Genomic DNA, 24,900 nt, shown 5'->3' with positions numbered 1-24,900 from the left:
CAATTTTTGCAATAGTCAGCTAAATGTTGGACTAATGGCTCTTTTCCTCTTGGACTAGTGATTTCTCGAACGAACTCCGTGAGCACAGAAAAGCCGCTGAACGACACAGCATCCAGCGGCGATGATTCCGTTTTAGAAAAAATTCATGCTCAAATAGCGTTCCCCCGTATCCGGTGCGATGCAAACCACACGTTTGCCCTCCCCGAGCCAAGCAGCCACCCGGATCGCCGCAAAAACGGCAGCTCCGGCAGACGGTCCCACGAGGATGCCTTCTTTGGAGGCGAGCGCCCGCATGCTCTCCAGCGCGTCTTCATCGGCGATCTGCATGATCTCGTCGTAGATCGCGGTATTCAGGATTTTTGGCACAAAGCCCGGGCTTGTGCCCACCAGCTTGTGCGGTCCCGGCTTTCCACCGGACAGGACAGGCGAGCCTTTTGGTTCCACAACCCCGATATACAGCTGTGGCAGCTTTTCTCTGAGCGCTTCCCCGGTACCCGTGATCGTGCCCCCTGTTCCCGCTGTGGCGATGAAGGCATCCAGCCGTCCTTCCATCTGCTCGTAAATCTCGCGGGCTGTGGTCACACGATGGATATCGGGGTTCGCTTTGTTTTCAAATTGATGGGGAATGAAGCTTCCGGGAATCTCTTTTTGCAGCTCCAACGCTTTGGCGATCGCCCCCGGCATCCGCTGCTCGCTCGGCGTGAGCACGACTTCTGCTCCGTATGCCTTGAGCAGATTGATCCGCTCTTTGGACATATTGTCGGGCATCACGAGGATCGCTTTGTACCCTTTCGCTGCCGCGTTCATGGCCAGTCCGATGCCCGTGTTGCCGCTCGTCGGCTCAATGATCGTGTCTCCCGGCTTGATCAGCCCCTCTGCCTCGGCGGTGGCGATCATGTTGTAGGCAGCCCGGTCCTTCACACTGCGGGAAGGGTTGTACATTTCCAATTTGACAAAAACATCTGCCGCACCCCCGGGCACGATCCGGTTAAGGCGAACCATTGGAGTATTGCCGATACAGTCTGTTATGTGTTGGTAAACGTTCATGAAGACCTCCTGTGTGGGAGCGGATTTTAATGTTTAGTATTACACTAAGAATACTACACTTTAACGATTTGCACGAGATTCTTTTCACCCTCTCCGCTGTTCCCAGCATGATCGTCGATGCGGGAACGACAGCCCCACACTTTCATTCGAGTTAAAGCCCGTTTTCCTCGTCTGGAATGAAACCCTATCTGGCAACAAGCAGACAAAAAGTTATTCCTTTGGATATCCCTCATGTATAATTTTTTCCATAAAGCGATTCCCGTAAAAAGGAGTGGTGCAAATATGAACCCGCACAACCAATTGCTGACGGCCTATAAACAGACCGCTTATCCACTGGTTGGGCATGGAAAAAGAAATCTTCATGTGCTGAAAACTGTCTTGAATGAAATGGACGGGGATATAGAAAGCGATGCGTATGGTACAGGCGCGGTGATCGAAAACTTTCAAAAGAAACTGGCAGACTACTTAGGCAAAGAATCCGCCGTATTTTTTCCGAGCGGTACCATGGCCCAGCAAATTGCCATGCGAATCTGGTGTGAGCAAAAAGGGCTGAATAAGGTGGCCTATCATCCCTTATGCCATCTGGAAATTCATGAAGAAGACGGGTTGAAAAAGTTGCACCAGATCGAACCAGTCCTGCTTGCGGATGAGAACAGATTGATTCGATTGGAAGATGTTCTAACGATGCAGGAGAATATCGCGTGCTTGCTGCTTGAGCTGCCTCAGCGTGAAATTGGCGGGGAATTGCCTGAATATACAGAGCTTGAAGCCATTTCCGCCTATTGCCGCGCAAATGGAATCAAGCTGCATCTGGATGGCGCTCGCCTTTTTGAAATACTGCCTTATTACCAAAAATCGGCCGCTGACCTTTGCCGGCTTTTTGACAGTGTGTATGTTTCTTTTTACAAAGGAATTGGGGGAATTGCAGGAGCCATTCTTGCAGGCGAAGAGGATTTTACAAAGGAAGCAAAGGTGTGGAAGAGACGCCACGGCGGCGATTTAATCAGCCTTTACCCTTATATCGTCAGTGCCGATTATTATTTCGATCAACGATTGCATAGCTTCCAGCAGTATTTCGAGGAAGCGAAAGAGCTCGCTTCGCTCTACAATCAGTGCCACGCCGTCGAAACAAGGCCGCTCGTTCCCGTATCGAATATGTTTCATGTTCATGTTCGTTTGCCAAAAGAGCAGCTTGAGCCCGTATTGCTTTCCATTTATGAGGAAACAGGGGTTGGGCTCACTACACATCTAAAGAAAGTCGACGAGAGATTGTGCTCTTTTGAAGTGTCAATCGGCGATCAGTACGCGCAAGTCCCGAAAACAGCGCTTCGTAAAGCATTTCACATGCTGGATGAGAAAATAAGAGAAATCGTTTTTCGGGAAGGAAAAGATTGATCGCGGTGATAGAGGGCTGCCCCCTTCTGAACCATCCAGTGTTTTTTGGAGGGGGCAGTTGTTTACATTGTATTCCTTATTCCATCTCAAAATCCTCTCGTGCCTCTTCTCCCGTCGGGGTAAGCCGATACTGTCCTTTGCGCTCCGGATGCTTCTCGGCCAAGCCTTTTGCAATCAAGGCCTTGAGCGGTTGGTTGACGTAAAGGGAGCCTTTCGTTTCGACGATATGGGGATGCAGTCCCGGCAGTTTCCTAGCAATCCTGGTCGGGGTCTGCCAATCTTTGGTCAAAACAAGCAAAACGCTGAGTTGCTTTTCAGAGAGCGTTACGGCATGTTTTGCGGCATGTTTTTTTGGTACAGCTCCGTTTGCTTTTTGATTTGTCCCTCCCGGAAGGCCTGTCTCCACGTCCCGGAAACGGAAATACAGCTTTCCAGCCTCCTTCTTTCTCTCGCACCACCCCGCTTCATATTCCAGAAGCGCTTTCGCCAGTGATGCACGCGGACTGGCATAATGCGTTTCGCAATGGTCCAGGATTTCCTTGATGCTGCACCAGTCTCCTGCCCTTTTCAAGAAGTGTTTGACCTTGTTGATGGTGATCCGGTACGGAGTGATGTATCCGCCTCCGCTGTGGCCGCCTTTTATCCCGGAAGTCTGGTGATGTTCGGTCAGGGACTGTTGCAAATGAGGGACCGTCCGACGCATGAACCGAGCCTGCCCCTCCGTCCATACAGTTCCATGCTTGCTGACAAAGAGGACCCCGATCCCGTAATCCCGCAGCACCATGTTTACAAACTGCCTGTAGCCATTTTTCCGGTATGGAATGGCGATCCAAATGTAGTTGGCAAACCCGCGCCAGCGAAGTGCCTGATCAAGTAAATCCAGCGAAAGGGATTGCTTCATTTCCACAACGCCGACGAGCGGGCCACTGGTCACGACGATATCGGCTCGTCCACCGGCCCGGCGGCATTCCACCTCCGGAAAAACCGTAAATCCCCGCTCTTCCATCCATTGCTTGATTGGATCGTATAAATCTGATTCTTTCACGTACTGTTCTCCTTTTCGGGGCTGGCTGTTCCTCCCGATACTCTTCCTGTTTGGCTCCGAACGAAAGGAATGTAATGCAAGCCGTCCGGACAAATTAAGCATGAATGCAAAGTCGAAGAGAAAGGGAGCTGCCGATCCATGACAAAGAAAGATTATGTAGCAAGTATTATCAAAAATATTCAAAAGCACAACGACATTATCCCTTCCCATTTGCAGGAGCTGTTGCAGGAAGTGAGCAGGAATGTAGAGACGGTCTCCTCGCAATCGTTTTTTATGCAGACAAATCACGTCGTGACTGAACCTGCTTCGCAGCGGACCTACAACCCGAACGAGCCCCTCTTTCGATTGTCGGAAGGATATCGTGAGCTTAAGACATTGGCGGAGACGAACAGAGCGTCAAGGCCTGATTTAAAATCGGCAGTTGACCAGCTCGAAGGGCTATTGGGCACCTCCGAGAGCTATTCCCCTGAATAAAGGGGCGTACTCGGATTTTCGGAGACAGGTATTGGTCGTAAATCGGATATTTTATGCGGAGGGCATGCCCTTTTCTTTGGTGTTTTATTGGAAGCTCTTCCAGGTAATATCAATACTCAGGTACCCTACAGGAGCTTCCTTCAGCGTTGCCTTTTCTTTTGTAGCCAGCTCCGGCTTGCGGAAACAGACCAGGTCTTTGTGAAAGCCAAACATACGGCAAATTTCAGGCCGAACAGCATGAATTCCACATTGGTCTTTATCCAGGTCGTAGAAAATGCACGTTCCGAAAAATCTCGGCTGATTTTCTAGCTCTTCGCGGATCTTGCGCGGCATGGATGCAACCTTCTTCTGAATTTTTTTCAATTCTCTCTCCGTTACGGGAACAGGGCCGCAGCATAAACCTTTGCAACCTTGACAAGGCAAAGTATCCATCTAATGTACAACCTTTCTAAATATTCTTGATAGATGTTTCTCCAAGAACATTATGTAAGGTTTTAATCTTTTTGTAAACAAGTCAAATATTTTACAATAACATAAAAAATATTTTTTGTCAAGAATAATCCGAAGGTCAATGGTTTTTACAATCTCCCGATAGGCGGAACTGTGTCCCCTCAAAATATACAACGAACCTGTTATGCCATCTGGTCTATTGTGTAAAATTACCTTCATAACTCTTCGTCCCTAGGCACACCCTAACATCGGGTTAAAAGAACCAGCAAGGAGACCCTACATGGACTTGAAAACTTTAATGAATTCCGGGAGGGCATTAATGGGAATCCTGAGTGGCAATCCACAAGATGAACCGATGCACTATGGTGAAGTGTTTGGAGTATGGAGTTATCTTTCGGCTTCAAAAGGCCTATTGGTGACGTATCAAACGTTTATCAATCACACCGGTGACAAAGATCTAAAAGGTTTTCTTGAAGATCTCACACGGGCGATGCAGCAAGAAATCCAGCAGGTCGAAAACCTGCTGAAAGCAAATGGAGTTGCACCTCCGCCTACCCCAGCCGAGCGTCCAGTCGCATCACTGGAAAGTATTCCGGCGGGTGCACGTTTTAACGATCCTGAAATTGCTGCAGGTGTCGGACATGATCTTGCCGCTGGACTGGTTGCGTGCAGCCAGATCATCGGGCAATGCATTCGGGAAGACATTGCCATGATGTATTCGCAATTCCATTCGGCAAAGGTTCAATTCGGTCAACGGTTGTTGCGGATCAGCAAAGAGAAAGGCTGGTTAGTGCCGCCGCCTCTTCATCTGCAGACACCCGAGCTCGTACATGCTTAGTTTTGTCGATAAGCGCTGCCGCAAGGGCAGTGCTTATCAGCTTTTATCTACATGAGATGGTTATTGACGATTGAGGGAGGAGGCCCGTTTTTTGAAAACAACATGTATAGGAGCCTTTTTGTTTGGGGTCGGCATGATCGGCATGCTCGATGGGATTGTTTTTCACCAAATACTGCAGTGGCATAGTGTGAACATGCATACGGATCGATTTCACCAGATCATGAGCGACGGCCTTTTTCATTTAATCGTAACGCTATTTATATTCATTTCCGGTGTTTTGCTGTGGAAAGGAGACCCCAAGGTCGGGGCAAGCAAATTTTGGGGCTGTTTCTTAGTAGGGGCTGGCGTATTTAATCTCATCGAAGGAATCACCAACCACCACATCTTGCAGGTCCACCATGTCAAACCGGGACCCAGCCAGCCTCTTTACGACATTTCATACGATCTGTTCGCCTTGCTGCTAGTGGTTATAGGCTGGATATTGCTGCGCCGGAAAAGCGCAGCGTAATTTTTTCGTTGCTGTATTCAAGTCGTACTAATTGTCTGCACACCCGCAACAACCTTCCCGAATGCTCGTCATATATTTTAGGATCATCCCCATTCAAGGAGGGCCCATCTTGTTTTCGTTTCATGCGGCCTTTGTGGCTTTTGGCTTTTGTCATTGGCCCGTGCCTGGTCTTGCGAAGGGCTGGGGTGATTTACCCGTTTTCACCGTTTTCACCTTTTTCTCTTGCTTCTCTTTCCGGAAGCAGGACTGATTTCATGATTCACCTTTTTAAACCTTTTGAATCATCGGCTTGGGAAGCAAGACTGCGTTGATGATCCAGCTTTAATACTTTTTTGAATTATCGGCTTACGAAAGGATGGTTCTATGTTAATCTTTATCGCTTTCATCGGGGCGATCTTCATCTTGATGTTTCTCAATACAATTGCATACATTGTTCATAAACCCAAAAAATATATACCCCCAGCTATCATTACAGCCATTCTGGGGGCGCTTTTGATTTCCTTCATTCTTTTAGCATTAAAATAGTTAGCATCTGTTGCCATTCATAAAAAAAGTTGCGTTTATTTCTGCAAAGGGGCGACCGGCAATAATCTGAACTTCGTTTTCATATCGTTCGGCAGTGTCCGTGACAGCAAGCAGTCTTCCCCAAATTGCTGCGTCTTTCATTTACTTCACAATTCCAAGAATGAAGCCATCATAGCCTTTACTGCCGACTGTTTGCACTGCCGTCGAATCTATTCGGGTATCTTCGGACAGCAAATCGACGAATTGACGGATACCTTGGACGCTTGCGTCTTCGGGATCGATGACACGCCCCTTGCGAACGACGTTGTCTGCAATAATAACGGTTCCTGATCTTGAATAATTCAACGCCCATTTCAAATAATGGGGGTAGTTTGGTTTATCAGCGTCGATAAAAATAAAATCGAAAGCGGTGAACCCTTTTTCTTTTAGAGTTGGCAGGGTATCAAGGGCTGGGCCGACAATGACTTCCACTTTGTTTTCCAACCCTGCTTTTCTTATATTTTCTTCGGCAACCTTGGCATGATGCTCATCAAGCTCAAGTGTGACCAGACGCCCTCCCTCCGGCAATGCACGTCCAAGCCATATACTGCTGTATCCTCCGAGTGTGCCCAGTTCTAATATATTTTTTGCCCCTGCGAGCTTTGCGAGCAAATAAAGCAATTTGCCTTGATTGGGAGCAACATCTATAGCAGGCAGACCCGCTTCCGTATTTGCTTTTAGGATGGAATCCAGTACGGGATCGGACGTGTGAAGTTTCGTTTTAAAATAAAGATCAATGTCATTCCATTGTTCAGGTGTACTCATCTTTTTCCTCCTTGGATATGTTTCGGCAAGCTTCTTGTTTTCTCAAGTCTTTTTTGGAAAAATATAGGTATGTAGGGAGGACGAGGACATCCGATAGCTCCCTGTCAGCCTTTGTCCTTGGTATCGTCATCAGGCGGAGCATCCGATACTTTATTGGGCTCCTCATCCGAAGCCGCGAGCTCATGTAGGCTATGGTGAAGATTGATCATGATTTCCTTAAACTGGGATGCCTGTTTCGAGTCAGGGGTTTCCCGTGCCATCCTGGCTGCTTTGACCATCAGGGTAAATACATCTGGCCAATCTTCGATGAGCTTCTTTACATCGCGCTTCTCAATTGCCCGGTGGCTGCCTTGCCAATTCCAACGATCCTTTTCCTGTACCGCCCGGGTTCTTCTCTCCTGAAGATACTCGCCACCCTTATCCGTAATATGATACAGCTTTTTGCCATCTTCCTCGCTCGATACGACAAGCTCCATTTCTTCAAGCAGCTGCAAATTAGGGTAAATGGAACCCGGACTCGGGGAGTATAAACCACCGGTTTTCTCTTCCATCGCCTTAATCAGCTGATATCCGTGCATGGGAGCTTCTGATAGAAGTTCGAGTAAAGCGAATTTGAACTCACCTCGTTCAAAAAAACGCCGCTTACCTTCACCGCGCCCCCCAAAACCACCTCCTGATCCACCATGACGATGTCTCAGGTATGGTTCCGACCGCCCCCCTTCCATGTGTGAACCTCCAAATCCTTTCCATTCATGATTATGTCCCCATCGATTTCGTTGATTACAAAATTTCAACATCGGCACTCCTTATTTGTTTCAATACGATATATCGTGACAAGTCGAGTTTAATACGATATATCGTATTGTGTCAACGAGAAATTCGCTAGATGAACCTTTTATTCCCGCTGCCTTTATCCCTCCGTCTATTTTCGATTCATGAAAACTCTCGTCCAATCAAAAGGGGGATTTTGGTAGTACACTACTTTAGATCGTTATAAGGAGGGAAGATCACTTGAAAAAGAAAAGATCGAAAACCAAGGCAATCAAGAAAGCAAATGTTCGCTTGGTGCATTATCCCACTCAAATAACCGGTTGTTTTCGGTGTTGCGGGCGCGGTTGGTGCGGTTGGTGCTGCCCAGAGCAAATTATGTGACCGCATCAGGAAATAACATTTGATTGCCAACAGGCACTCCCTATTCATTCGGGAGTGCCTGTTTTATGAGCTATTTACTATCTTTGGTTTCAAAGAAACGTGCTTCGCTGCAAAAAAATACGTTGTGTCGATCCGCTGCTCATTCACAAATGAGTGAGACAATACCCTATTTGTCATACCCATTACTAGAAAAATAGGTAATTCCACTCAACTTCTCCCCAAGCATCAACTGCTCCTCGGAATAATCTGTACAAAACAGAAGGAGTGGTGGGGTCAAATGAGTAAGTTTTCTTTTACCGGGTCGTTTAGCTATCGGAGCGCTGGTAAAAAGTTTTTACTTTTTGTTCCAAAAGGGGTAGGCGGAACATTCGCAATCTCCAACAACAGCCGGAGATCTTTTGTTCTCATTTTGGATGGCATCAAAGAGTTTTCCGTAAAGCCATATAGCATAGCCAGAATTGGTATTGCATCCCCAGGGTTCCCGACAAGAATTTCCATACAAACTCGCGGAGCAGCCAGAGGATCATTTATCTATCAACAAAACCAACAAAAATAACAAAGCGAATGCAGGATCTGCTGAATAAGCAGATTTTTCTTTTTGCCTCTTGTCATGAGTCGTTTTTCGCCCGTCGGTCAAGAGCCAATTATAAGACGTGCGTGAGAACAGTCCACCCCCCTGCTTGCATCCGAGCATAGTTTACAGAAGTTCAAAATTAGGGAGGAATGGAACAATGCCTCAGACCCAACTTCGTCTGCCGAGACTAACACTTTTTGATGATGAAAACTATCGTGGAAGGAGCAGAGTTTTCCGCGGCAACGTAGCAATCCGCAATGTGGAAAGAATCTTTGATGAACCGGAAAGTTTACGATTTCGTTCAAATGGCAGAGGTGCAACTTTAGTTTTATTCTCAAGAAATAATTTTAAAGGTGCTTTTCGAATCATTCGCGTCAGCAGAAGTATAGCTGATGTCGAAAGAATCATCGGATTCGATTTCGAAGCCAACTCCATTATCATGACAAGCAGACGATTGACACTGCAACAAGTATTAAATATTCGGAGAACCGGAAAACTCCCGAGTGGAATTTTTTAATAGTGGATCATGTAAAACGGTCTATTTAGCATAAGGCGATCTATTAATACCACTCTGTTATGAGTGAAGTGACCTATAAGATGGTCACTTTTTTTAAAGTTTCCATCAAGAGGGGCGCAGTCCAGTCTGCTGATGAAGCAGACTTTTCTATTGCCTATTTTTGGTTAAGTTGGTTCTCTTTGGCTATAAGTCTAACTACTTACGTTGCAAATTAACGTAGCATAAGTTAAGCCATGATGTGGAGGTGTCTGCATGCTATGCCGACGATCAAAAGGGGCTGAAAAAAGAAACAGGAAAAAAATAAAGTGCTTACGTCCTCGCAAGAAGAAGTGTCCGAAGAAAAAACAAAAAATTGTTTGGGTTAAATGTCCGCGTCCAAAAATTATTGTACACACTCCTGCTGGGCCTCCTGGGCCCCAAGGAACACAAGGACCCCAGGGATTCCGTGGACTTCCAGGACCTCAAGGACCTGGTGGATATGAAGGCACCATAACAATCCTTCCAGAAGTATACCGATATTTTTATATTGCACCCGAAGATATTCAATTGACCCGCACAGTTACAATTGCCGCAACCCATTTCACGGACAATCAGAGAAATTTGGCAACAAGTTTTAGAGGACTAAGTCCCAGCAGCTACATCAGCCTCTTCGTAAACGGGATTTTGCAAGAGTCCAGTTTGAGTGAGATCAGTGAAAATGAACTGACACTCCTTGGAACAGGAGACACTATTTATTCAGGAACTCCTATTATTCTTGAGATCGTTAAATTCTCTGCTATAATCACCCCTGAAAATGAGGAATTCAACGGAGTCGATTAGCACTTACAAACTTCCAAAATCTTGCATTTGCTAAAAGCGAAGGAGGTGATACCAGATGCCAATCGTAAAACCCTTTATTGCAGGCAGAAGGTTCTCAGTCGGCGTTGTTGTTTTTTTATCCTCAAAGAGCCGAAATGTATTGTTAACGCTCCTTATTCCTCCCCATAGTTTGCAACCATAACCACATTCATTTGAAATCAGACGTAAAAAATGACCGCTAAAGCTTACCTAAGGGTGGTTAATCGATTGTTCAACAGTGTATGTTGAAGCTCCATCAGTCAGGTAACTGCAGAACTAGTTGCCGAGAGCTCCATTGACTTCAGCCCATGAATGCAAAATTGTACGGTAATACCTTGCTTCCCATTTCTTGAGACGGAAACCGATCAGCATAAATAAAAAGAAAAAGGTTCATAAAGTACCCTTAAACTCCTTTACGGAGCATCTATACAGCTTAGAAATAATAAATTTCTTGGCAAACACGTTGGGCATAACAACCTTGTGGTTCAGCCGCAAAGGCAGCACCTGAGACAGACATAACCATCATGATTGCAAAAGAAATAGCCAATCATTATTTCATAGGTATCACCTCCTTAATAGTAGATTATGATAAACAAGTTTACATACTTGCCATTTGTTTTAAAATTTTTGGTGTACGGGTGGCGAGCGTAACCAGATATGCTTCAGCCTTACTCATGCCTCGCATCGCAGCGCCGAGAAGGAAGAACTCATTAGAACAAGAGAAATCGTACCAGAGACGGTAAAGTTGGGGCCGGATTTTCCAAAAAAGACCTTGATGTTTGAATGAATTTTGGCACCCCCCGTAACTTCTCTACCCAAAATTGATTCACCGGTCGTAGAGTGGCTAAACTCGGACGATGCAAAGCCTGTTCTCCTGAATTTGGGCAAAAAAAAATCCTCCCTTCCATCGCAAGGGAAGAAAAGGGAGGCTGGGTGGGCTGGGTTCAAATCTCTAACTCACCAAGTCGAACGAGTTCGACTACTGCTTGAGATCGACCTTTGACACCTAATTTTTGCATGACATTGCTGATGTGATTGCGTACGGTTTTTTCACTGATGAAGAGTTGTCCGGCAATCTCTTTTGTTGTCTTATCCTGGACCAAGAGTTCAAATACTTCTCTTTCTCGATTTGTCAACAACGGCTTGGTTTGGTCGCTCCCCTTCAATCGTGCCACCCCTCCTTGTGGGCTCTACAGGAACAAGGTTGAGGGATTACAGAGTCACCTTATCCTATGTAGGGGGGTGGGTGGTGGTGCCGGAATTACGGGGATTTTAGGCTTTTGCCTTACATCCTATTCAAAAAATGGGCGATGGGTTCCGCCGGGAAAGCCCCCTTTCCCAACTAAATAAACGGTGTCCGTTGATACGTTTCCTGAAACCGGTCGCGAAGCCCCTTTGCCAGGAGCGAAAAGGAACCGATGGCAATGATAAAAGCAGCCAGCGGGATCATAAAAATCCAGGCGTTGTTCCCGTAGACAAACCCTCTGTACGAGCCGAGCAGACCAGCCCACTCGTTCGTAACGGAGTGATAAATGACCGGATCGTAGGTGACATAGGTGCCGCCCACAAACAGATCAAACATACCGAGCAGCCCCATCAAGGCCATGATGGAAATCATCTCGGTGACGGCGATCAGGACAAGCTGTTCTTTTAGCTGCGGGAGGACATGACGAAAAATGATCTGCTCGCGTCCGGCCCCGAGAGAGACGGCAGCCAGCACATACTGCGTTTCCTTGATCTGTTCGGTCTTTTGCCGGATCGAAGACGCGACGCTGGGGGCGCCAAGCAGTGCGACGAGGCCGATAAACAACAGCACCAGGGTGCCGATGGCCAGCTCCGAGTTCCGATTCAGCCCAACGAGTAAAAAGTACACCGGCAAAAAGAGAGGCATGTATCCCCAGGCGTTTTCGATCGAGAGCCACCACTTTTGCGGCTTGTCCTGAATGCCGATATAAAGGCCGATGATCGTACCGATCAAGAGGCGTGCGACAGCGGCGAGCATCGTGACGAACACGGTGTACGGCGCTCCGTGAAGCAGCTTTGTCAACAGATCATAGCCCCATTTGTCGGTGCCAAGCCAGTGCTCGCTTGAGGGGGAGAGCGGCGGGGAGATGATGACGGTCTTTCCATTCACTTCGACATTTCTCACTTTTTCTTGATGTTCCAGATCGTAGGGAGCGATATAGGGGCCAATGATCCCGAGAACGATCAGGAGCATCACAAGCACCGCTCCGACCCACAGGGATACATTCACTCGACGCTTCTGCATGGCAAAACCTCACTCTTTTTTACACTCTGCTTATTTGTAGACAGCAATCCGTTCAAACAGATACAAAATAGCCCGAATCAACAGGTACACCAATATGGAAAGCAATATAATGCCCATCAGACCCATTACGGCCGCGTTAAACTGATAAATGCCATTTTTGGAAAAAATGAACCGGGTCAAGCCCACTACATTTAGAAGATATTCCACGATGAACAAGTTGGCCACCGTAATCGCGATGGTCTTCTTCAGATCCGCCAGCAGAAACGGCTTCACATTTTTATACACATGGTGAACGAGAATATGCCAAATGCCCATCCCCTTTGCCAAAGCGGTCTTGATGTAGTCCTCACCGCCGATTTGCCCGTATTTGAGACTGATTACCTTCATCAGGAAAATGGTCGGACCGATCGCCAGCATCGTGAGTGGGAACCACATGTTGCTGGAGTCACTTGTCGGGGAAAGTGTAATAATCCGAATATTTGTCCACTTGTAAAACTGAATCGCCGCCAAAATGGATAAAAATATCAGTACAAAGTCAGGAATCGTGGAGAGCAGATTCAATAGTTTTTGAAAGTAGCGAACAAATGCAAACCGCTGCAGGAACAGCCCGAATAACAAACTTGCCAAAACAGCGATCAATACACTGTAAAACATCAGTTCAAAGGAGTTGATCGCAAAAGGAACGATATCCTCCGCAATGCTCCGTTCATCATTTCCCGAGTAATAAGTACCCAGTGATCCTTCCCCTATCTGCTGAAGCAAATAGACGGTGTATGTGACGACTCTTTCCGGCGCAAAATGCACTTCCTCTTTCTCAACATAAAGCATGTACGGGCCGCCGCAGACAATCACAACGAGGAAAAACATCCCGATTAGCTGCCTAATATATGACAAACATTCATTCCCCCTTACTATCTCAAACAATACACGATCTGGAAAAAAACGGCCAGACAATCAAAAATATTTTATCTTTTTTTATTATTCCAACTCTTGCACAGATTCGTCAACCCTTCGCGAACCGAAAAAAAGGCGTTCTGCCAATGCAGAGCGCCCACCTTCCTACTTTCCTACCAGGACTTGGATTTCCATACGGCCCATGTCGCTTAAGTCAAGCGGGACTGTATATGCGGTCCGAGAACCCCATCTATTCTCCTGTGCCTGAATAAACTGCGGCGGAGTAATATCAATCACTACGCCTTGATTGTAAAGCATTGTGCTGGCGTTGCCGGAGATCATATTCCCGAGTTCCGATATAGCGCTTTTCCCGATTTCATCAAGTTCATTAACGGGGAAGCCCCCCATCATCGCTGATACAAGACGCAAGGCGAGGTCGTTTTGCAAGCCGAAAAACACGTCGCCTTCCAATTGACCGGTCATTCCAATGCGGATCCAGGTATGATCGTCCCGATAGTACCACTCTGTCATCTCCAATTCTCCCCGTTTGATCGTCACGTTGCAAAGCTGTTCAATCACAAAGGAAGCCGAATCCAGAAACGGATTGAGGTACTGGACGTTCATCTTCATTTCCTTCCTTCCCGTACGAATTTCTCCTCATGAGGCCCATTATAATGTCGAAAAATGGCAGAGACAAGTCGTTATCCAAAATATTTAAGGACTTTCGGTGTATAAAACAGGTACATCCGGAAAGAGAACCTGTACATTAGCACTAGTTTCTCTTGTGAAAATGAGACTGCATTTGCGCAAGTCAAGCACCTCGACTCCCACTTCATGACAGCTCAACTGCCACAAAGGGCTGCTTACTTCCTTAAAAGCAAAGACCGTATCTCCAAAAGCCAGACATTCTCTAATGCAGCGCTCTGCCGGAAAATCCGGCCCCTCCTCCAGCAAATGAACGGGCTCCACGCCAAACTGCTGCAACAGATGAACCCTGTCAGCGAGCTGCTCAGGGCGCTTTCGCGACACGTTTCTTCGCGGTGAAAGCAGCGGATATTCCTTTTTTACATATACCCAATCAATTCCATGATAAAACACGTTCACTCCTCCCTGCACAAAACATTTCAGACCTCGAAACAGAGAAAAGGATGCCGGCTGGCACCCTTATCTCTTTTTCCCTACGATGACCATCTCTGCTTTTGTTTCGCGCCCGAGGGCATCGACTGCCACTACGGACAGCTTCTGCTTGCCCTCCTTGACGCTGTTTACAAGCGCACGGAATTCTCCTCTGTCATTCACATCGACGAACACATGCTGGTCTGCATAATCCAGATGCATCCGTACGGTCCCCGGAGCATTCACTCTCCCGGAAATCTGCATGCTTTCTCCCGCATATACCTCTTTGTTCTTCTCTTCTATATGCAGTGCCGGCGCCGGCAAAGGCTTCGCCTGATACGTGTAGCGCTGCTCGGCGTGATGCATCACGAGCGAACCGGCCTGGGCATCCACATAAGCGTATACCGTCATAGAGGACTCATTGCCCGCGGCGTCTTTCCCCTCAAGCAAAATACGGTTTTCGCCGTGCTGAAGGGGGAGCGTCTGGGTGAAGTTTTTCTGCACGGCTTTCTCCAGGTGATCTTCCTCCCAACTGGAGACGATCTGTCCGTTGATGCTTACCTGGCCTTTGTATGTCTGATCGCGATACGCAAACTTTACGGGTACCAGCATTCGTTTGGTCCCTGCATCAAACCAGATTGTCTCGCTGCCGTCGTTGGTCAGCTGAAGCTGCGGAGGTGTCGTGTCTACGATGATCCGCTGCGTAAAATGTCTGCTGTTCCCATGCATGTCCTGGGCATGATAGGGAACGTAATTGAGCCCTTCCGGCAGCTTCAGGATGGTTTTAAATGAACCGTCCGTCTCGACCTGGACCGGATTTTTATTGATTTGCAGACGCACTCTGTCCAGCATGTCTTCACCCGCAATCCTGCCGTTGACCGCTACCTCAGGCTGACGGGTGACCAGCACCGAGGTGTACAGGTCATTGGGAAACTGGACAAACGGAGGGGTGACATCGCTCTTTCCATTGATGTTGACAACACTCATATTTCCCGCATAGTCATACGCCACCAGGGAAATCCGTTTGTCCGGCTGACTGACAATGGTGCTGGTTATGCTCGCAGAATAGGGTCCGCCCACTTTTTTCCCGCCTACATACAACAGGTAGCCTTGAATGTCCTTGTCGCGGGAGCTCCAATGTACTTTGTTCCCGGACAGGGAAGCAGTGACGACCGGGGCTTTTGTGTCTACTTTAATCGGAAGAGTCAGCGTGTGCCAATTGGCATGACGGCTGTCGATGCGGGCCCGGACGACGAATCGGTAGGCTCCATCCGGGACGGTTTCATAAACGCCCTTCTCGGGATTGTACTTTTTCCCGTCCCAGCTCCATTCTTCCCGCTCCGTATAGTAATAAGGGGTCCCCAGCTTTGATTGATCAAATTTGCTGATTTTCTCATCGCGTGACAGCGACCGGATGATTGTTCCTCCGCTGTCCACCACATCCACCGTCACTTGGCGGGCATTGCGCAAAAATGTAATCGAAGGAGCTGCAACATCATAGTGTCCGTCTCCATTTGGCGAAAATGCAATCTTGGCCGGATCGACCTGTACATGTCCGTCCTCGCTCACGCCAGTGACACCAAGGTAATCGCGGTATTTCCACTTGTCATTTTCCTTGTCGTGATACCAGGTCGTCTTGACGCCTGTACGGTGCTCCTGGCTCCCCGGGTCCCACATCGGCTGATCCATTACGCGCGGTTCATCCCATTTTCCGTAAAACCCGTAATAAGGCACCCGCAGCACAGGAATTTCGGAGTCGGTCGGCTGAAAAACAACATATCCCTCGGCAAAAATATTGCGGGGAGCGTTTTTCGGAATGTGCAGCGTTACCTTTACTTCTGCCCGCTGTCCGGGCTGAACGGTGACCTGCTGAGCGGAAAATCGCAATGCGGCCCCCTGCAGTGCTGTATCGGTAAGCATGTTAATCCCGTCCTGCCGCTTGTCCGTCAAGACCCCGAACTCATCCTTGACCTGATACGTGACCGGCTTTTTTCCGAACTTGTTCTCGACAAACAGGGAAAACGTCGTCGTTTCTCCAACCTCGCCCAGCGATACGCCAGCTTTCCCCTTGGCATCAGTGATAATGCTCGGGGTTTTAATCGCTTTGGCGATCTGCATCACGCCCGCACCTTGCACGCGCGGACTGTACGGCACTTTACCCGTCATCCCGCCGCTTGCCGTGCTTGCAGCACTGCGCGGGTCGAGTACCGGCTGCGCCGTATTCATTGCCGCGGCCTTCATCGTTTCAACCAGTTGTCGTCCGGACAACTGGTAGCCCTGTTTTTGGTAGGCCTGCTTCAGAAGAGCCATCCCGCCTGCCACATGAGGGGTAGCCATGGAGGTTCCGCTCTTGACGGCATAATCGGTTTCGCGGACGAGCGACAAAATGCCTCCGCCTGGGGCGGCAATCTCCGGCTTGAATTGCAAATCCGGCGTCGGTCCCCAGGAGGTGAAGGCGGAAACCGTTCCCCCATCCGGATACGGCATCGAATTTTGCGCGAACTGACCGTCAAAGTTGATTTTTACTTTTTTTCCCTTTTTCAACGCCTGCGTCAGCATTTCCCCCGTTTGCTTCAAAATCGAGACAGCCGGCAAGGCAGTGGTGGTCTCGGCGGAAATGATGAGCGGCCCCGGCTGATTGTTGTAGATCACAGCCCCTGCCGCTCCTTTCTCCTTGGCCAAACGCAGCTTCTCGTCAAAGGAAATGTCGCCTCTCTCCAGAAGGACCACTTTCCCTTTTACCGAGACGTTGTAATCCTCTTTTTTCCCTTTGCCCATGTACATCAGTTCGTACTGCTTCATCAGGGCTTGCACGGGATTCAACGCTTGTCCGCTGGCTGCGTGCCCATGGAGATACACGACCCTTTCGAGGCCCGGCACTCCCTCGACGGCGAAGCTGAGACCGGCAAGCGTGGTCGCATTTACAGACGCAACAGAGAAGGCGTCAGGAGCGAGACCCGGAGAGCCGATCATCGAGACATCCGGATTCTGCGCCTTTACCTTGTCACTGCCAAAGTAGGCGTCATTTCCTGCCGCGGCGACGACGATGACTCCGTTGTCGACAGCCCGTTTGACAGCATACTGCTCGGTATTGGTTTCATCTACATATCCTGCTGACGAGCCCAGACTGAGATTGATCACATCCGCTTTTTTGGCGATGGAATCATTGATCGCAAACAAAATAGACTCGCTCAGCCCGGGGACCTCCCCCTGGTAATTGCTGAAAACCTTTTGGCTCAAAAGCTGTGCTTCAGGAGCAACGCCTTTTATTTTTCCGTTGGCAGCCACAATGCCAGCCACATGAATGCCGTGTTGGGACTCGCCTACATCCTCTGTAATTTGATTGCGGTCTGCCCAGTTGTACCCGGGTATTACTTTTTTCGCTACTCCTGATTTTTGCTGTGCGGAACGCTTGTCCCGCGGGGCAGGCAAATCGGGATGCTTTCCGTTAATTCCTGTATCGATCACAGAGATGAGCATGCCTTCTCCCTTGACCCCGATCTCCTCCCAAGCCTTCTTCGCTTCGATCATATCCAGGTTGGAAGTGGGGGGATCCGCTACCTGCTCCCCCATCAGCACATGTTCGGCACGCGTCCATTCATCTGCAGATGCAGACTGGACTGTACCAGCATGAATAGCGCTTTGCATAGCTGGACTTGTCTGTCCGTCGTCAGGACGCAAATCGGACCAGACCTGCTGCTTGGTAATGGCGGCTACGGCTTCAGGAAAGTCGCCCTTTGCGCTCCAGGTGCCCGCCGTCGTTGACGGAAGCAAAACCAACGATAACCCGATGTAAAAGACCTGTTTCTTCATCGTTTGCCCCCTTCCTAAAAAACACCGAATACCATAAGTCTTCCATGGAAAGCAGACACCTATTCTCAAAAGGGAGATTTCACCTGTCTCGAGAATGCGGGATCTGCGGGCATACTACTGGGAAGAAAAAGACCGTGGCATCCGCAGTACGCCTATGGACAGGAGAGATACACGATGGAAACGCAAAAAAATAGAGGATTGTTGATTACTGGCCTGCTCGTCGCGATGTTGTTCGCCTCTCTTGACAATACGATTGTGGGAACAGCAATGCCGCGGATTGTCGGTGAGCTGGGGGGACTGGGGATTATGACCTGGCTGACCACCGCCTACATGCTCAGTTCCACTACGGTTGTCCCTATCGCCGGCAAAATGGCCGATCTGATCGGTCGGAAAACGGTTTATGTAACGGGCCTGATCATTTTCATGCTCGGCTCTGCGCTTTGCGGTATGGCTCAGTCCATGACCCAGCTCATCTTTTTTCGCGCTGTGCAGGGAATTGGCGGCGGCGTTATGATGCCGATGGCGATGATTATTATCGGGGACATTTTTACAGGGGAACAACGGGCCAAATGGCAAGGGGTGTTTGGAGCTGTATTCGGTCTGTCTTCGATCATCGGTCCGCAGGTGGGCGGTTGGATTGTAGACGCATCCAACTGGCGCTGGGTTTTTTACATCAACATGCCGGTCGGAGTACTGGCTACCATCCTGATCGCCATTGCGCTTAAAAACCGCCAGCAAACAGGTCCGGTCACCTTTGATATCTGGGGAATGTTTACGATGGTCGGAGGAGTCGTCAGCCTCCTTCTGGCGCTTACCTTCGGGGGCAAAAATTACCCCTGGCTCTCTTGGCAGATTCTTTCTCTATTCGCCTTGTCCGCCGCCTTCATTACCGGATTCATATGGATCGAAGGCCGAACAAAAGAGCCAATCCTGCCGCTGCGCCTGTTTCAAAACAGAACCTTTTCGCTTTTGAGCGGAATTGGCTTTCTGATGTCGGTCGGGATGTTTGGCGCGATTATGTTCGTCCCGCTGTTTATGCAAGGTGTCGTAGGCATCAGTCCCTCGGAATCCGGAACCGTCATGGTGCCGATGATGCTCTCGATGATGGCTGCCAGCATGCTTGGCGGGAGAATCGTCAAGTTTTTGGGAGTGCGGCTCCAGATGATTATTGGCATGGTCGCGATGGGCGCCGGCTTTTGGCTTTTGTCGACGATGGGCATGGAGACAACAAAATATACGACGATGGTGCATATGGTCGTGCTCGGGTTGGGAATCGGGCTGGTCATGCCGATGATTACCATTGCCTTGCAGGAGTCCTTTCCCAAATATCAGCTTGGCGTAGTGACTTCCTCCAGTCAGTTTTTCCGGCAAATTGGCGGGACGTTCGGGATGACGATCCTCGGTGCTGTAATGAACTATCATTCGACCAATTTGCTTACAGCAAGCTTGGTACCGTATCTGGAGCAGCTGCCGCCTCAGGCCCACGATATGGTCGTCCATTTTGAATCGATGATCAGGACGAATCCACAGGGGATGTATTCGATGCTTCTTAGTCCAGAGGCCCTGTCCCAAATCCCTGCGGCCATCCAGCAAACGCTGCTGCCCATCTTGAAAGTCTCGATGGTCGAATCCCTGCACCATGTGTACCGATACGGGCTGCTCTTCGTCCTGCTGGGAGCGATTTGCACGCTTTTCCTCGGCAACATCAAACTGTCCACCACACAGAAGAGTGAGGAAAAAAAGCCAAACAGACGTCCGGAGCCGGAGACACAACAGTGATAGGGACGATTTACAACAACAAGGCCCCTGTCGCAGAGCCGGTAGCATCCAACTCGCGGCAAGGGCCGTTTATCAATTCCCATCGTATGTACACCGGGTTTCAGCAATACCTCTTTACAGCTCGACAAGCTCGCCGGACTCACCATCGTACATGCAGTCACAGTCAATGACGTAGACAGGAATCGCTTTCTTTCTGCCGCGTCCGCTAGGGTCCGGGTAGTGGGGATCAAACATGTATCTCAGTTTGACAGTTACTCTGCCCTTCAGCGCATCCCAGGCTTCCGCTCTGGTTCGCAGAGCTTTCCGGAAATGGTCGTTTCCTGCGATTCCTTTCTCTTCGGCATGATCGCCTTCTCCCGCTTTGACACTCCGCCAGAAATCCAAAGCGTCCATAATCTGAACGAGTTCCCATGTATCTCGGTCAAAAAAGAAACGGATGCCTCCCCCCATCAAGAGCGGTATGCCGTGAATCATACGATGTACGTGGACGACTACCCGATTTTGGGGGAAGCTCTCGACAGCTTCCTGATCCGGTTTGCGGGTGTAGACGTACTCAAATGGATCGTCAGCATAGGCGGTGGATAAGTACGATCGGACAAGTTCCTTGGCAAGCTCTTTTTCCTCCATCGCAAGATCAGGGAAAAGCGGATGGGGCGCGTCGATCGCTGCTTCTGTCACGTGGTCGGAAAGACGCAGCTGCTCACGGTAGTCCTTGGTCCAAATCGGCTGTTCGTTCCATTTCACTGGCTTTGCGTCCGCTTCGTTCTGATACAATGCAATTCGCTCCAGCACCACGATTTCATCCGAAAACAGAAGTTCCCCCGTTTTGGCGTGAATGACATGCTCATGGCAGACATAGAACGGTTTTTCCAGCGAAAGGACCGGAAGATAGCCCAGGGACAATTGTTCTTCCGTGAGCTTTGCCAAAAGATTGCCGTCCGATATCCGTTCTTCGCCCTCTTCAAACTCGCAGTCATCCCATCTGCAATACAGGTGAAGAAGCTGATTATCATCTGCGTCCAGCCTTATGTCAAATTGCTGGTAGCTTCGGAATGGAATGCCGGCGCGGGCCCGGGAAAAGCTGAGCTCGTACCATTTGTCTCCGCATAACCGCTTTTTCCGGACTACAAGCTCGCCCAGATCAATCGGCAATCCGAGCTTTTCTATCCATTGGATGATGTGCCCCGAGACCTTCCTGTACATCTCATCGTCCATGTCCTCTACATCAAGATTCTCAGCCGTCTGGTCACTGCCATACCGATAGAAGGCAGTCAGCTTTCCCGTGCACGCATCCAGCACGGCGAGTATCGTATTTTTGTTTACCAGGCCTTCCTCATCCAGCTCCGGCTCTCCTCTTTTGTTCCACATCACTTCCATTGTATAGAAGGGCGTCTGGTTCTGTTCGCTATTTCGATAGATGCCGCTCGTTATGACTTCATGCGTACACGGTATGTCTGTCCACTGCTCTATTCTCTTGATCGCTTCTTCAACGGTTATCAGCTTCAAGGGCCATTCCTCCAAAGTACAAAAAATACACCTCTCTTTCAGTACGTGTGAAGAGCCCTGGTGGTTTCCTGAAAAAAAAGCGTACATCCCAGAGCGGATGCACGCTTTTTGAAAGCTGTGTTTCTTCTTACGAGAAGAAGAAGCGTTTCACAGCGTATTTGGTTGTTTCTTTGTTCATGTGAGCGATCGAAGTGGTGAGCGGAATACCTTTCGGGCAAGCCTGCACGCAGTTTTGCGAGTTTCCGCAGTCACCGATACCGCCGTCCTCCATCAATGCTTCCAGACGCTCATGCTTGTTCATTGCACCAGTCGGATGCTGGTTGAACAAGCGCACTTGCGAGATAGCGAAAGGACCGATGAAGTCGGATTTTTGGTTGACGTTCGGGCATGCTTCCAGACAAACCCCGCACGTCATGCACTTGGACAGCTCATAAGCCCATTGGCGCTCTACCTCAGGCATGCGCGGACCCGGTCCCAGATCGTGGGTACCATCGATCGGAATCCATGCTTTGACGCGTTTCAGGGCGTCAAACATGCGGCTTCGGTCGATAGAGAGGTCGCGCTGAACCGGGAAGGTGCTCATCGGCTCAAGACGGATTGGCTGCTCCAGCTTGTCGATCAGAGCGGAACATGCCTGACGCGGCTTGCCGTTAATCACCATCGAACAAGCGCCGCACACTTCCTCCAGACAGTTGGACTCCCAGTTGACCGGGGAAGTCTTTTGTCCTTGTGCGTTTACAGGGTTGCGCTGAATCTCCATCAACGCACCGATCACGTTCATGTTCGGACGGTACGGGATTTTAAATTCTTCCACATACGGAGCGCTGTTAGGGCTGTCTTGACGAGTGATTTTCAGATGAATAAGCTTTTCTGCCATGATCAGTTCCCTCCCCTCTTACTTCTTCTTCTTGTCAGACGTATAGTCACGTTTACGCGGCGGAATCAGGGAAACATCCACGTCTTCGTAGTAAATTTCCGGTGCAGTCGTCTCCGGATTGTACTTGGCCATCGTTGTTTTCATGAAGTTCTCGTCGTCGCGCTCTGGGAATTCAGGCTTGTAGTGAGCGCCGCGGCTCTCGTTGCGGTTCAATGCGCCGAGCGTGATCACGCGGGCGAGCACAAGCATGTTCCACAGGTGACGAGTGAAGGATGCGCCGGAGTTGCTCCATTTGCTCGTATCGTTGATGTTGATCTTCTTGTAGCGCTCCATCAGTTCCTGAATTTTTTCATCCGTTTTTTGCAGACGGTCATTGTAGCGCACTACCGTTACGTTATCGGTCATCCACTCACCCAGTTCCTTGTGGAGGAGGTATGCGTTTTCAGTGCCGTCCATCTTGAGGATGTTGTCGTACTTCTCTTGGTTTTGCTTGGTATAGCTGTCGAAGATCGCAGAAGACAGATCGTCGGCAGACTCATCCAGACCGTTGATGTACTCGATCGCTTTCGGACCAGCCACCATTCCGCCAAAGATCGCGGACAGAAGCGAGTTCGCACCCAAACGGTTTGCACCGTGCTGGGAGTAATCGCACTCACCTGCAGCAAACAGACCAGGAATATTGGTCATTTGGTTGTAGTCTACCCACATGCCGCCCATCGAGTAGTGAACAGCCGGGAAGATTTTCATCGGAACTTTGCGCGGGTCATCCCCGACAAACTTCTCGTAGATCTCAATGATTCCGCCCAGTTTTACGTCGAGCTCTTTCGGGTCTTTGTGAGACAGGTCCAGATATACCATGTTCTCGCCATTGATACCCAGCTTCATGTCTACACAGACGTGGAAGATTTCGCGGGTCGCAATGTCGCGCGGAACGAGGTTTCCGTACGCCGGGTATTTTTCCTCAAGGAAGTACCACGGTTTTCCGTCTTTGTATGTCCAGACGCGGCCACCCTCACCACGAGCGGATTCAGACATCAGGCGCAGCTTGTCGTCGCCAGGAATCGCAGTCGGGTGAATTTGGATCATTTCGCCGTTCGCGTAAATGACGCCCTGCTGATAAGCCGCAGACGCTGCTGTACCCGTATTGATGATGGAGTTGGTGGATTTACCGAAGATGATACCAGGTCCACCGGTAGCCATAATGACGGCATCTGCGCGGAAAGAGCGAATTTCTGCAGAGCGCAGGTTTTGTGCCGTAATCCCCTTACAGGTGCCTTTCTCATCCAACACGACACCGAGGAAATCCCAATATTCGTACTTGGTCACAAGACCTTCCGCTTCAAAACGGCGAACTTGCTCGTCCAGAGCGTACAGGAGCTGCTGACCGGTTGTCGCACCAGCAAAAGCGGTACGGTGATGCTTGGTTCCCCCGAAACGGCGGAAGTCCAGAAGTCCTTCTGGTGTACGGTTGAACATGACGCCCATCCGGTCCAGCATGTAGATGATGCCGGGAGCGGCGTCACACATTGCTTTTACAGGCGGCTGGTTGGCCAGGAAGTCTCCCCCGTATACGGTGTCGTCAAAGTGTTCCCAGGTGGAGTCGCCTTCCCCTTTTGTATTAACGGCACCGTTGATACCGCCCTGCGCACATACGGAGTGGGATCGCTTTACCGGAACCAGGGAGAACAACTCGACGGGAACGCCTTTTTCTGCTGCTTTAATGGTAGCCATCAAGCCGGCCAAGCCACCACCGACAATGATCAGTTTACCTTTTGCCATGTATGAGTCCCCCTATCCCTATTGAATGAACGCTGCCATCGCGCTTAAGCCGATGAACGAAACGATAACGAAAATACCCATGGTTACGTAAGTGGCAATGCGTTGGGAACGCGGGCCGACAGTGATTCCCCAGTGAACGAGGAAAGACCAGATACCGTTGGAAAAGTGGAACACGGTGCTGAGAATCCCGATTGCGTAGAAAATGATCATTACAGGACTGCTCAGGATATTGGCCATCATGTCATAGTTGACTTCGGCACCCATCGCTTTTGGAATCCGTGTCTCAAATACGTGCCATGCGATAAAGATGAGCGTGATAATACCTGTCAGGCGCTGCCACAGGAACATCTGGTTCCGGAATTGACTGAAGCTGCCGACGTTGTGCTTTGCTTGGAAAGCAATGTAGATCCCATACACAGCGTGGAACAGGATGGGAATGTAGATAAAGACAAATTCCAAGACAATCAAAAACGGAACATGTTCAATCAATCCTACGACCTCATTGAACGCTTCCGGTCCTCGGGTTGCCTGATAGTTCGCTGTCAAGTGGAACAAGAGAAACAGCCCGACTGGGAACAAACCGAGTAATGAGTGAAGCCTGTGACTCAAAAAGCTATGGCCTTTCGCCATACAGTGGTCCCCCTTTCAATTATATGTCGCGTCCTTTTCATAGAGCTTTTCTCCACTATCCTAACCCATTG

Annotated in this window: 23 protein-coding genes; 8 read left to right on the top strand and 15 right to left on the bottom strand. The window is 49.3% G+C overall.

From position 1 onward, the window contains the following. Positions 1–132: 132 nt before the first annotated feature. Entirely contained in the window at positions 133–1,047 is a 915-nt protein-coding gene (gene cysK, locus NST37_RS08020) for a cysteine synthase A (RefSeq protein WP_003387721.1), read from the bottom strand. 282 nt (positions 1,048–1,329) lie between these two features. On the opposite strand from cysK, the gene NST37_RS08015 reads away from it, so the two are divergent. Continuing rightward, positions 1,330–2,442 carry a beta-eliminating lyase-related protein gene (locus tag NST37_RS08015; protein WP_327955704.1) on the top strand — a complete coding sequence of 371 codons (1,113 nt, stop codon included), beginning with the start codon at positions 1,330–1,332 and terminating at the stop codon, positions 2,440–2,442. Between the two features lie 76 nt (positions 2,443–2,518). Here the strand turns inward: NST37_RS08015 and NST37_RS08010 are convergent, their stop codons facing one another. Then, positions 2,519–3,487 carry a hypothetical protein gene (locus NST37_RS08010; protein WP_251247454.1) on the bottom strand — a complete coding sequence of 323 codons (969 nt, stop codon included), beginning with the start codon at positions 3,485–3,487 and terminating at the stop codon, positions 2,519–2,521. A gap of 138 nt (positions 3,488–3,625) precedes the next feature. On the opposite strand from NST37_RS08010, the gene NST37_RS08005 reads away from it, so the two are divergent. Continuing rightward, positions 3,626–3,961, top strand: coding sequence for a hypothetical protein (locus tag NST37_RS08005; RefSeq protein ID WP_003387725.1), 336 nt, complete (start codon positions 3,626–3,628; stop codon positions 3,959–3,961). An 84-nt stretch (positions 3,962–4,045) separates the two neighbouring features. Here NST37_RS08005 and NST37_RS08000 read toward each other — a convergent pair whose 3' ends face one another. Beyond that, the gene (locus tag NST37_RS08000; RefSeq protein WP_031932331.1) at positions 4,046–4,393 is read right to left on the bottom strand and encodes a YkgJ family cysteine cluster protein; all 348 of its coding nucleotides are present in this window, start codon (positions 4,391–4,393) and stop codon (positions 4,046–4,048) included. 298 nt (positions 4,394–4,691) lie between these two features. Between NST37_RS08000 and NST37_RS07995 the strand changes: the two genes are divergently transcribed. Both NST37_RS07995 and NST37_RS07990 read left to right on the top strand, forming a co-directional pair. Continuing rightward, a complete protein-coding gene (locus NST37_RS07995) occupies positions 4,692–5,249 on the top strand; it encodes a DUF3231 family protein (RefSeq protein WP_051567372.1) in 558 nt (185 codons plus the stop codon). A gap of 91 nt (positions 5,250–5,340) precedes the next feature. Next, on the top strand, positions 5,341–5,757 hold the full coding sequence (locus tag NST37_RS07990) for a DUF2243 domain-containing protein (protein WP_031932330.1): 417 nt from the start codon (positions 5,341–5,343) through the stop codon (positions 5,755–5,757). 666 nt (positions 5,758–6,423) lie between these two features. Here NST37_RS07990 and NST37_RS07985 read toward each other — a convergent pair. Both NST37_RS07985 and NST37_RS07980 read right to left on the bottom strand, forming a co-directional pair. Next, positions 6,424–7,086, bottom strand: a complete 663-nt coding sequence (locus tag NST37_RS07985; RefSeq protein WP_031932329.1) for an O-methyltransferase — start codon at positions 7,084–7,086, stop codon at positions 6,424–6,426. 104 nt (positions 7,087–7,190) lie between these two features. Then, positions 7,191–7,811 (bottom strand): PadR family transcriptional regulator, encoded by a 621-nt coding sequence (locus NST37_RS07980; RefSeq protein ID WP_024983890.1) that lies wholly within the window; start codon positions 7,809–7,811, stop codon positions 7,191–7,193. 704 nt (positions 7,812–8,515) lie between these two features. Between NST37_RS07980 and NST37_RS07975 the strand changes: the two genes are divergently transcribed. The 3 genes from NST37_RS07975 (at position 8,516) to NST37_RS07965 (ending at position 10,148) form a co-directional block, all read left to right on the top strand. Further along, complete coding sequence (locus NST37_RS07975; protein ID WP_003387731.1) at positions 8,516–8,794, top strand: hypothetical protein; 279 nt, start codon at positions 8,516–8,518, stop codon at positions 8,792–8,794. 175 nt (positions 8,795–8,969) lie between these two features. Next, entirely contained in the window at positions 8,970–9,329 is a 360-nt protein-coding gene (locus NST37_RS07970; protein ID WP_003387732.1) for a hypothetical protein, read from the top strand. Positions 9,330–9,581: 252 nt separating this feature from the next. Continuing rightward, positions 9,582–10,148, top strand: a complete 567-nt coding sequence (locus tag NST37_RS07965; protein WP_339186535.1) for a DUF4183 domain-containing protein — start codon at positions 9,582–9,584, stop codon at positions 10,146–10,148. A gap of 962 nt (positions 10,149–11,110) precedes the next feature. On the opposite strand, the gene NST37_RS07960 is transcribed toward NST37_RS07965, so the two are convergent. The 6 genes from NST37_RS07960 to NST37_RS07935 form a co-directional block, all read right to left on the bottom strand. Then, a complete protein-coding gene (locus NST37_RS07960) occupies positions 11,111–11,332 on the bottom strand; it encodes a response regulator transcription factor (protein WP_003387736.1) in 222 nt (73 codons plus the stop codon). A gap of 176 nt (positions 11,333–11,508) precedes the next feature. Beyond that, a complete protein-coding gene (locus NST37_RS07955) occupies positions 11,509–12,435 on the bottom strand; it encodes an ABC transporter permease subunit (protein WP_003387737.1) in 927 nt (308 codons plus the stop codon). A gap of 30 nt (positions 12,436–12,465) precedes the next feature. Beyond that, the gene (locus tag NST37_RS07950) at positions 12,466–13,329 is read right to left on the bottom strand and encodes an ABC transporter permease subunit (protein WP_024984218.1); all 864 of its coding nucleotides are present in this window, start codon (positions 13,327–13,329) and stop codon (positions 12,466–12,468) included. 165 nt (positions 13,330–13,494) lie between these two features. Further along, positions 13,495–13,953, bottom strand: coding sequence for a chemotaxis protein CheX (locus tag NST37_RS07945; protein WP_003387739.1), 459 nt, complete (start codon positions 13,951–13,953; stop codon positions 13,495–13,497). 90 nt (positions 13,954–14,043) lie between these two features. Further along, positions 14,044–14,427, bottom strand: a complete 384-nt coding sequence (locus tag NST37_RS07940; RefSeq protein WP_024984219.1) for a hypothetical protein — start codon at positions 14,425–14,427, stop codon at positions 14,044–14,046. A gap of 66 nt (positions 14,428–14,493) precedes the next feature. After that, a complete protein-coding gene (locus NST37_RS07935; RefSeq protein ID WP_327956563.1) occupies positions 14,494–18,258 on the bottom strand; it encodes a S8 family serine peptidase in 3,765 nt (1,254 codons plus the stop codon). Positions 18,259–18,432: 174 nt separating this feature from the next. Between NST37_RS07935 and NST37_RS07930 the strand changes: the two genes are divergently transcribed. Continuing rightward, complete coding sequence (locus tag NST37_RS07930) at positions 18,433–20,037, top strand: MDR family MFS transporter (protein WP_039069951.1); 1,605 nt, start codon at positions 18,433–18,435, stop codon at positions 20,035–20,037. Positions 20,038–20,151: 114 nt separating this feature from the next. Here the strand turns inward: NST37_RS07930 and NST37_RS07925 are convergent, their stop codons facing one another. The 4 genes from NST37_RS07925 to NST37_RS07910 form a co-directional block, all read right to left on the bottom strand. Continuing rightward, the gene (locus tag NST37_RS07925) at positions 20,152–21,543 is read right to left on the bottom strand and encodes a hypothetical protein (RefSeq protein WP_339186533.1); all 1,392 of its coding nucleotides are present in this window, start codon (positions 21,541–21,543) and stop codon (positions 20,152–20,154) included. Positions 21,544–21,670: 127 nt separating this feature from the next. Continuing rightward, positions 21,671–22,420 (bottom strand): succinate dehydrogenase iron-sulfur subunit, encoded by a 750-nt coding sequence (gene sdhB, locus NST37_RS07920; protein WP_003387745.1) that lies wholly within the window; start codon positions 22,418–22,420, stop codon positions 21,671–21,673. A gap of 18 nt (positions 22,421–22,438) precedes the next feature. Next, positions 22,439–24,199 (bottom strand): succinate dehydrogenase flavoprotein subunit, encoded by a 1,761-nt coding sequence (gene sdhA / locus NST37_RS07915; RefSeq protein WP_003387746.1) that lies wholly within the window; start codon positions 24,197–24,199, stop codon positions 22,439–22,441. A gap of 18 nt (positions 24,200–24,217) precedes the next feature. Continuing rightward, positions 24,218–24,829 carry a succinate dehydrogenase cytochrome b558 subunit gene (locus tag NST37_RS07910; RefSeq protein WP_003387747.1) on the bottom strand — a complete coding sequence of 204 codons (612 nt, stop codon included), beginning with the start codon at positions 24,827–24,829 and terminating at the stop codon, positions 24,218–24,220. Positions 24,830–24,900 lie beyond the last annotated feature (71 nt).

This window comes from Brevibacillus sp. FSL K6-6036, assembly GCF_037964015.1.
Lineage (GTDB): Bacteria > Bacillota > Bacilli > Brevibacillales > Brevibacillaceae > Brevibacillus > Brevibacillus borstelensis.
Note: the sequence above shows the minus strand (reverse complement) of the source record. Positions and strands in the feature narration are given on the sequence as shown.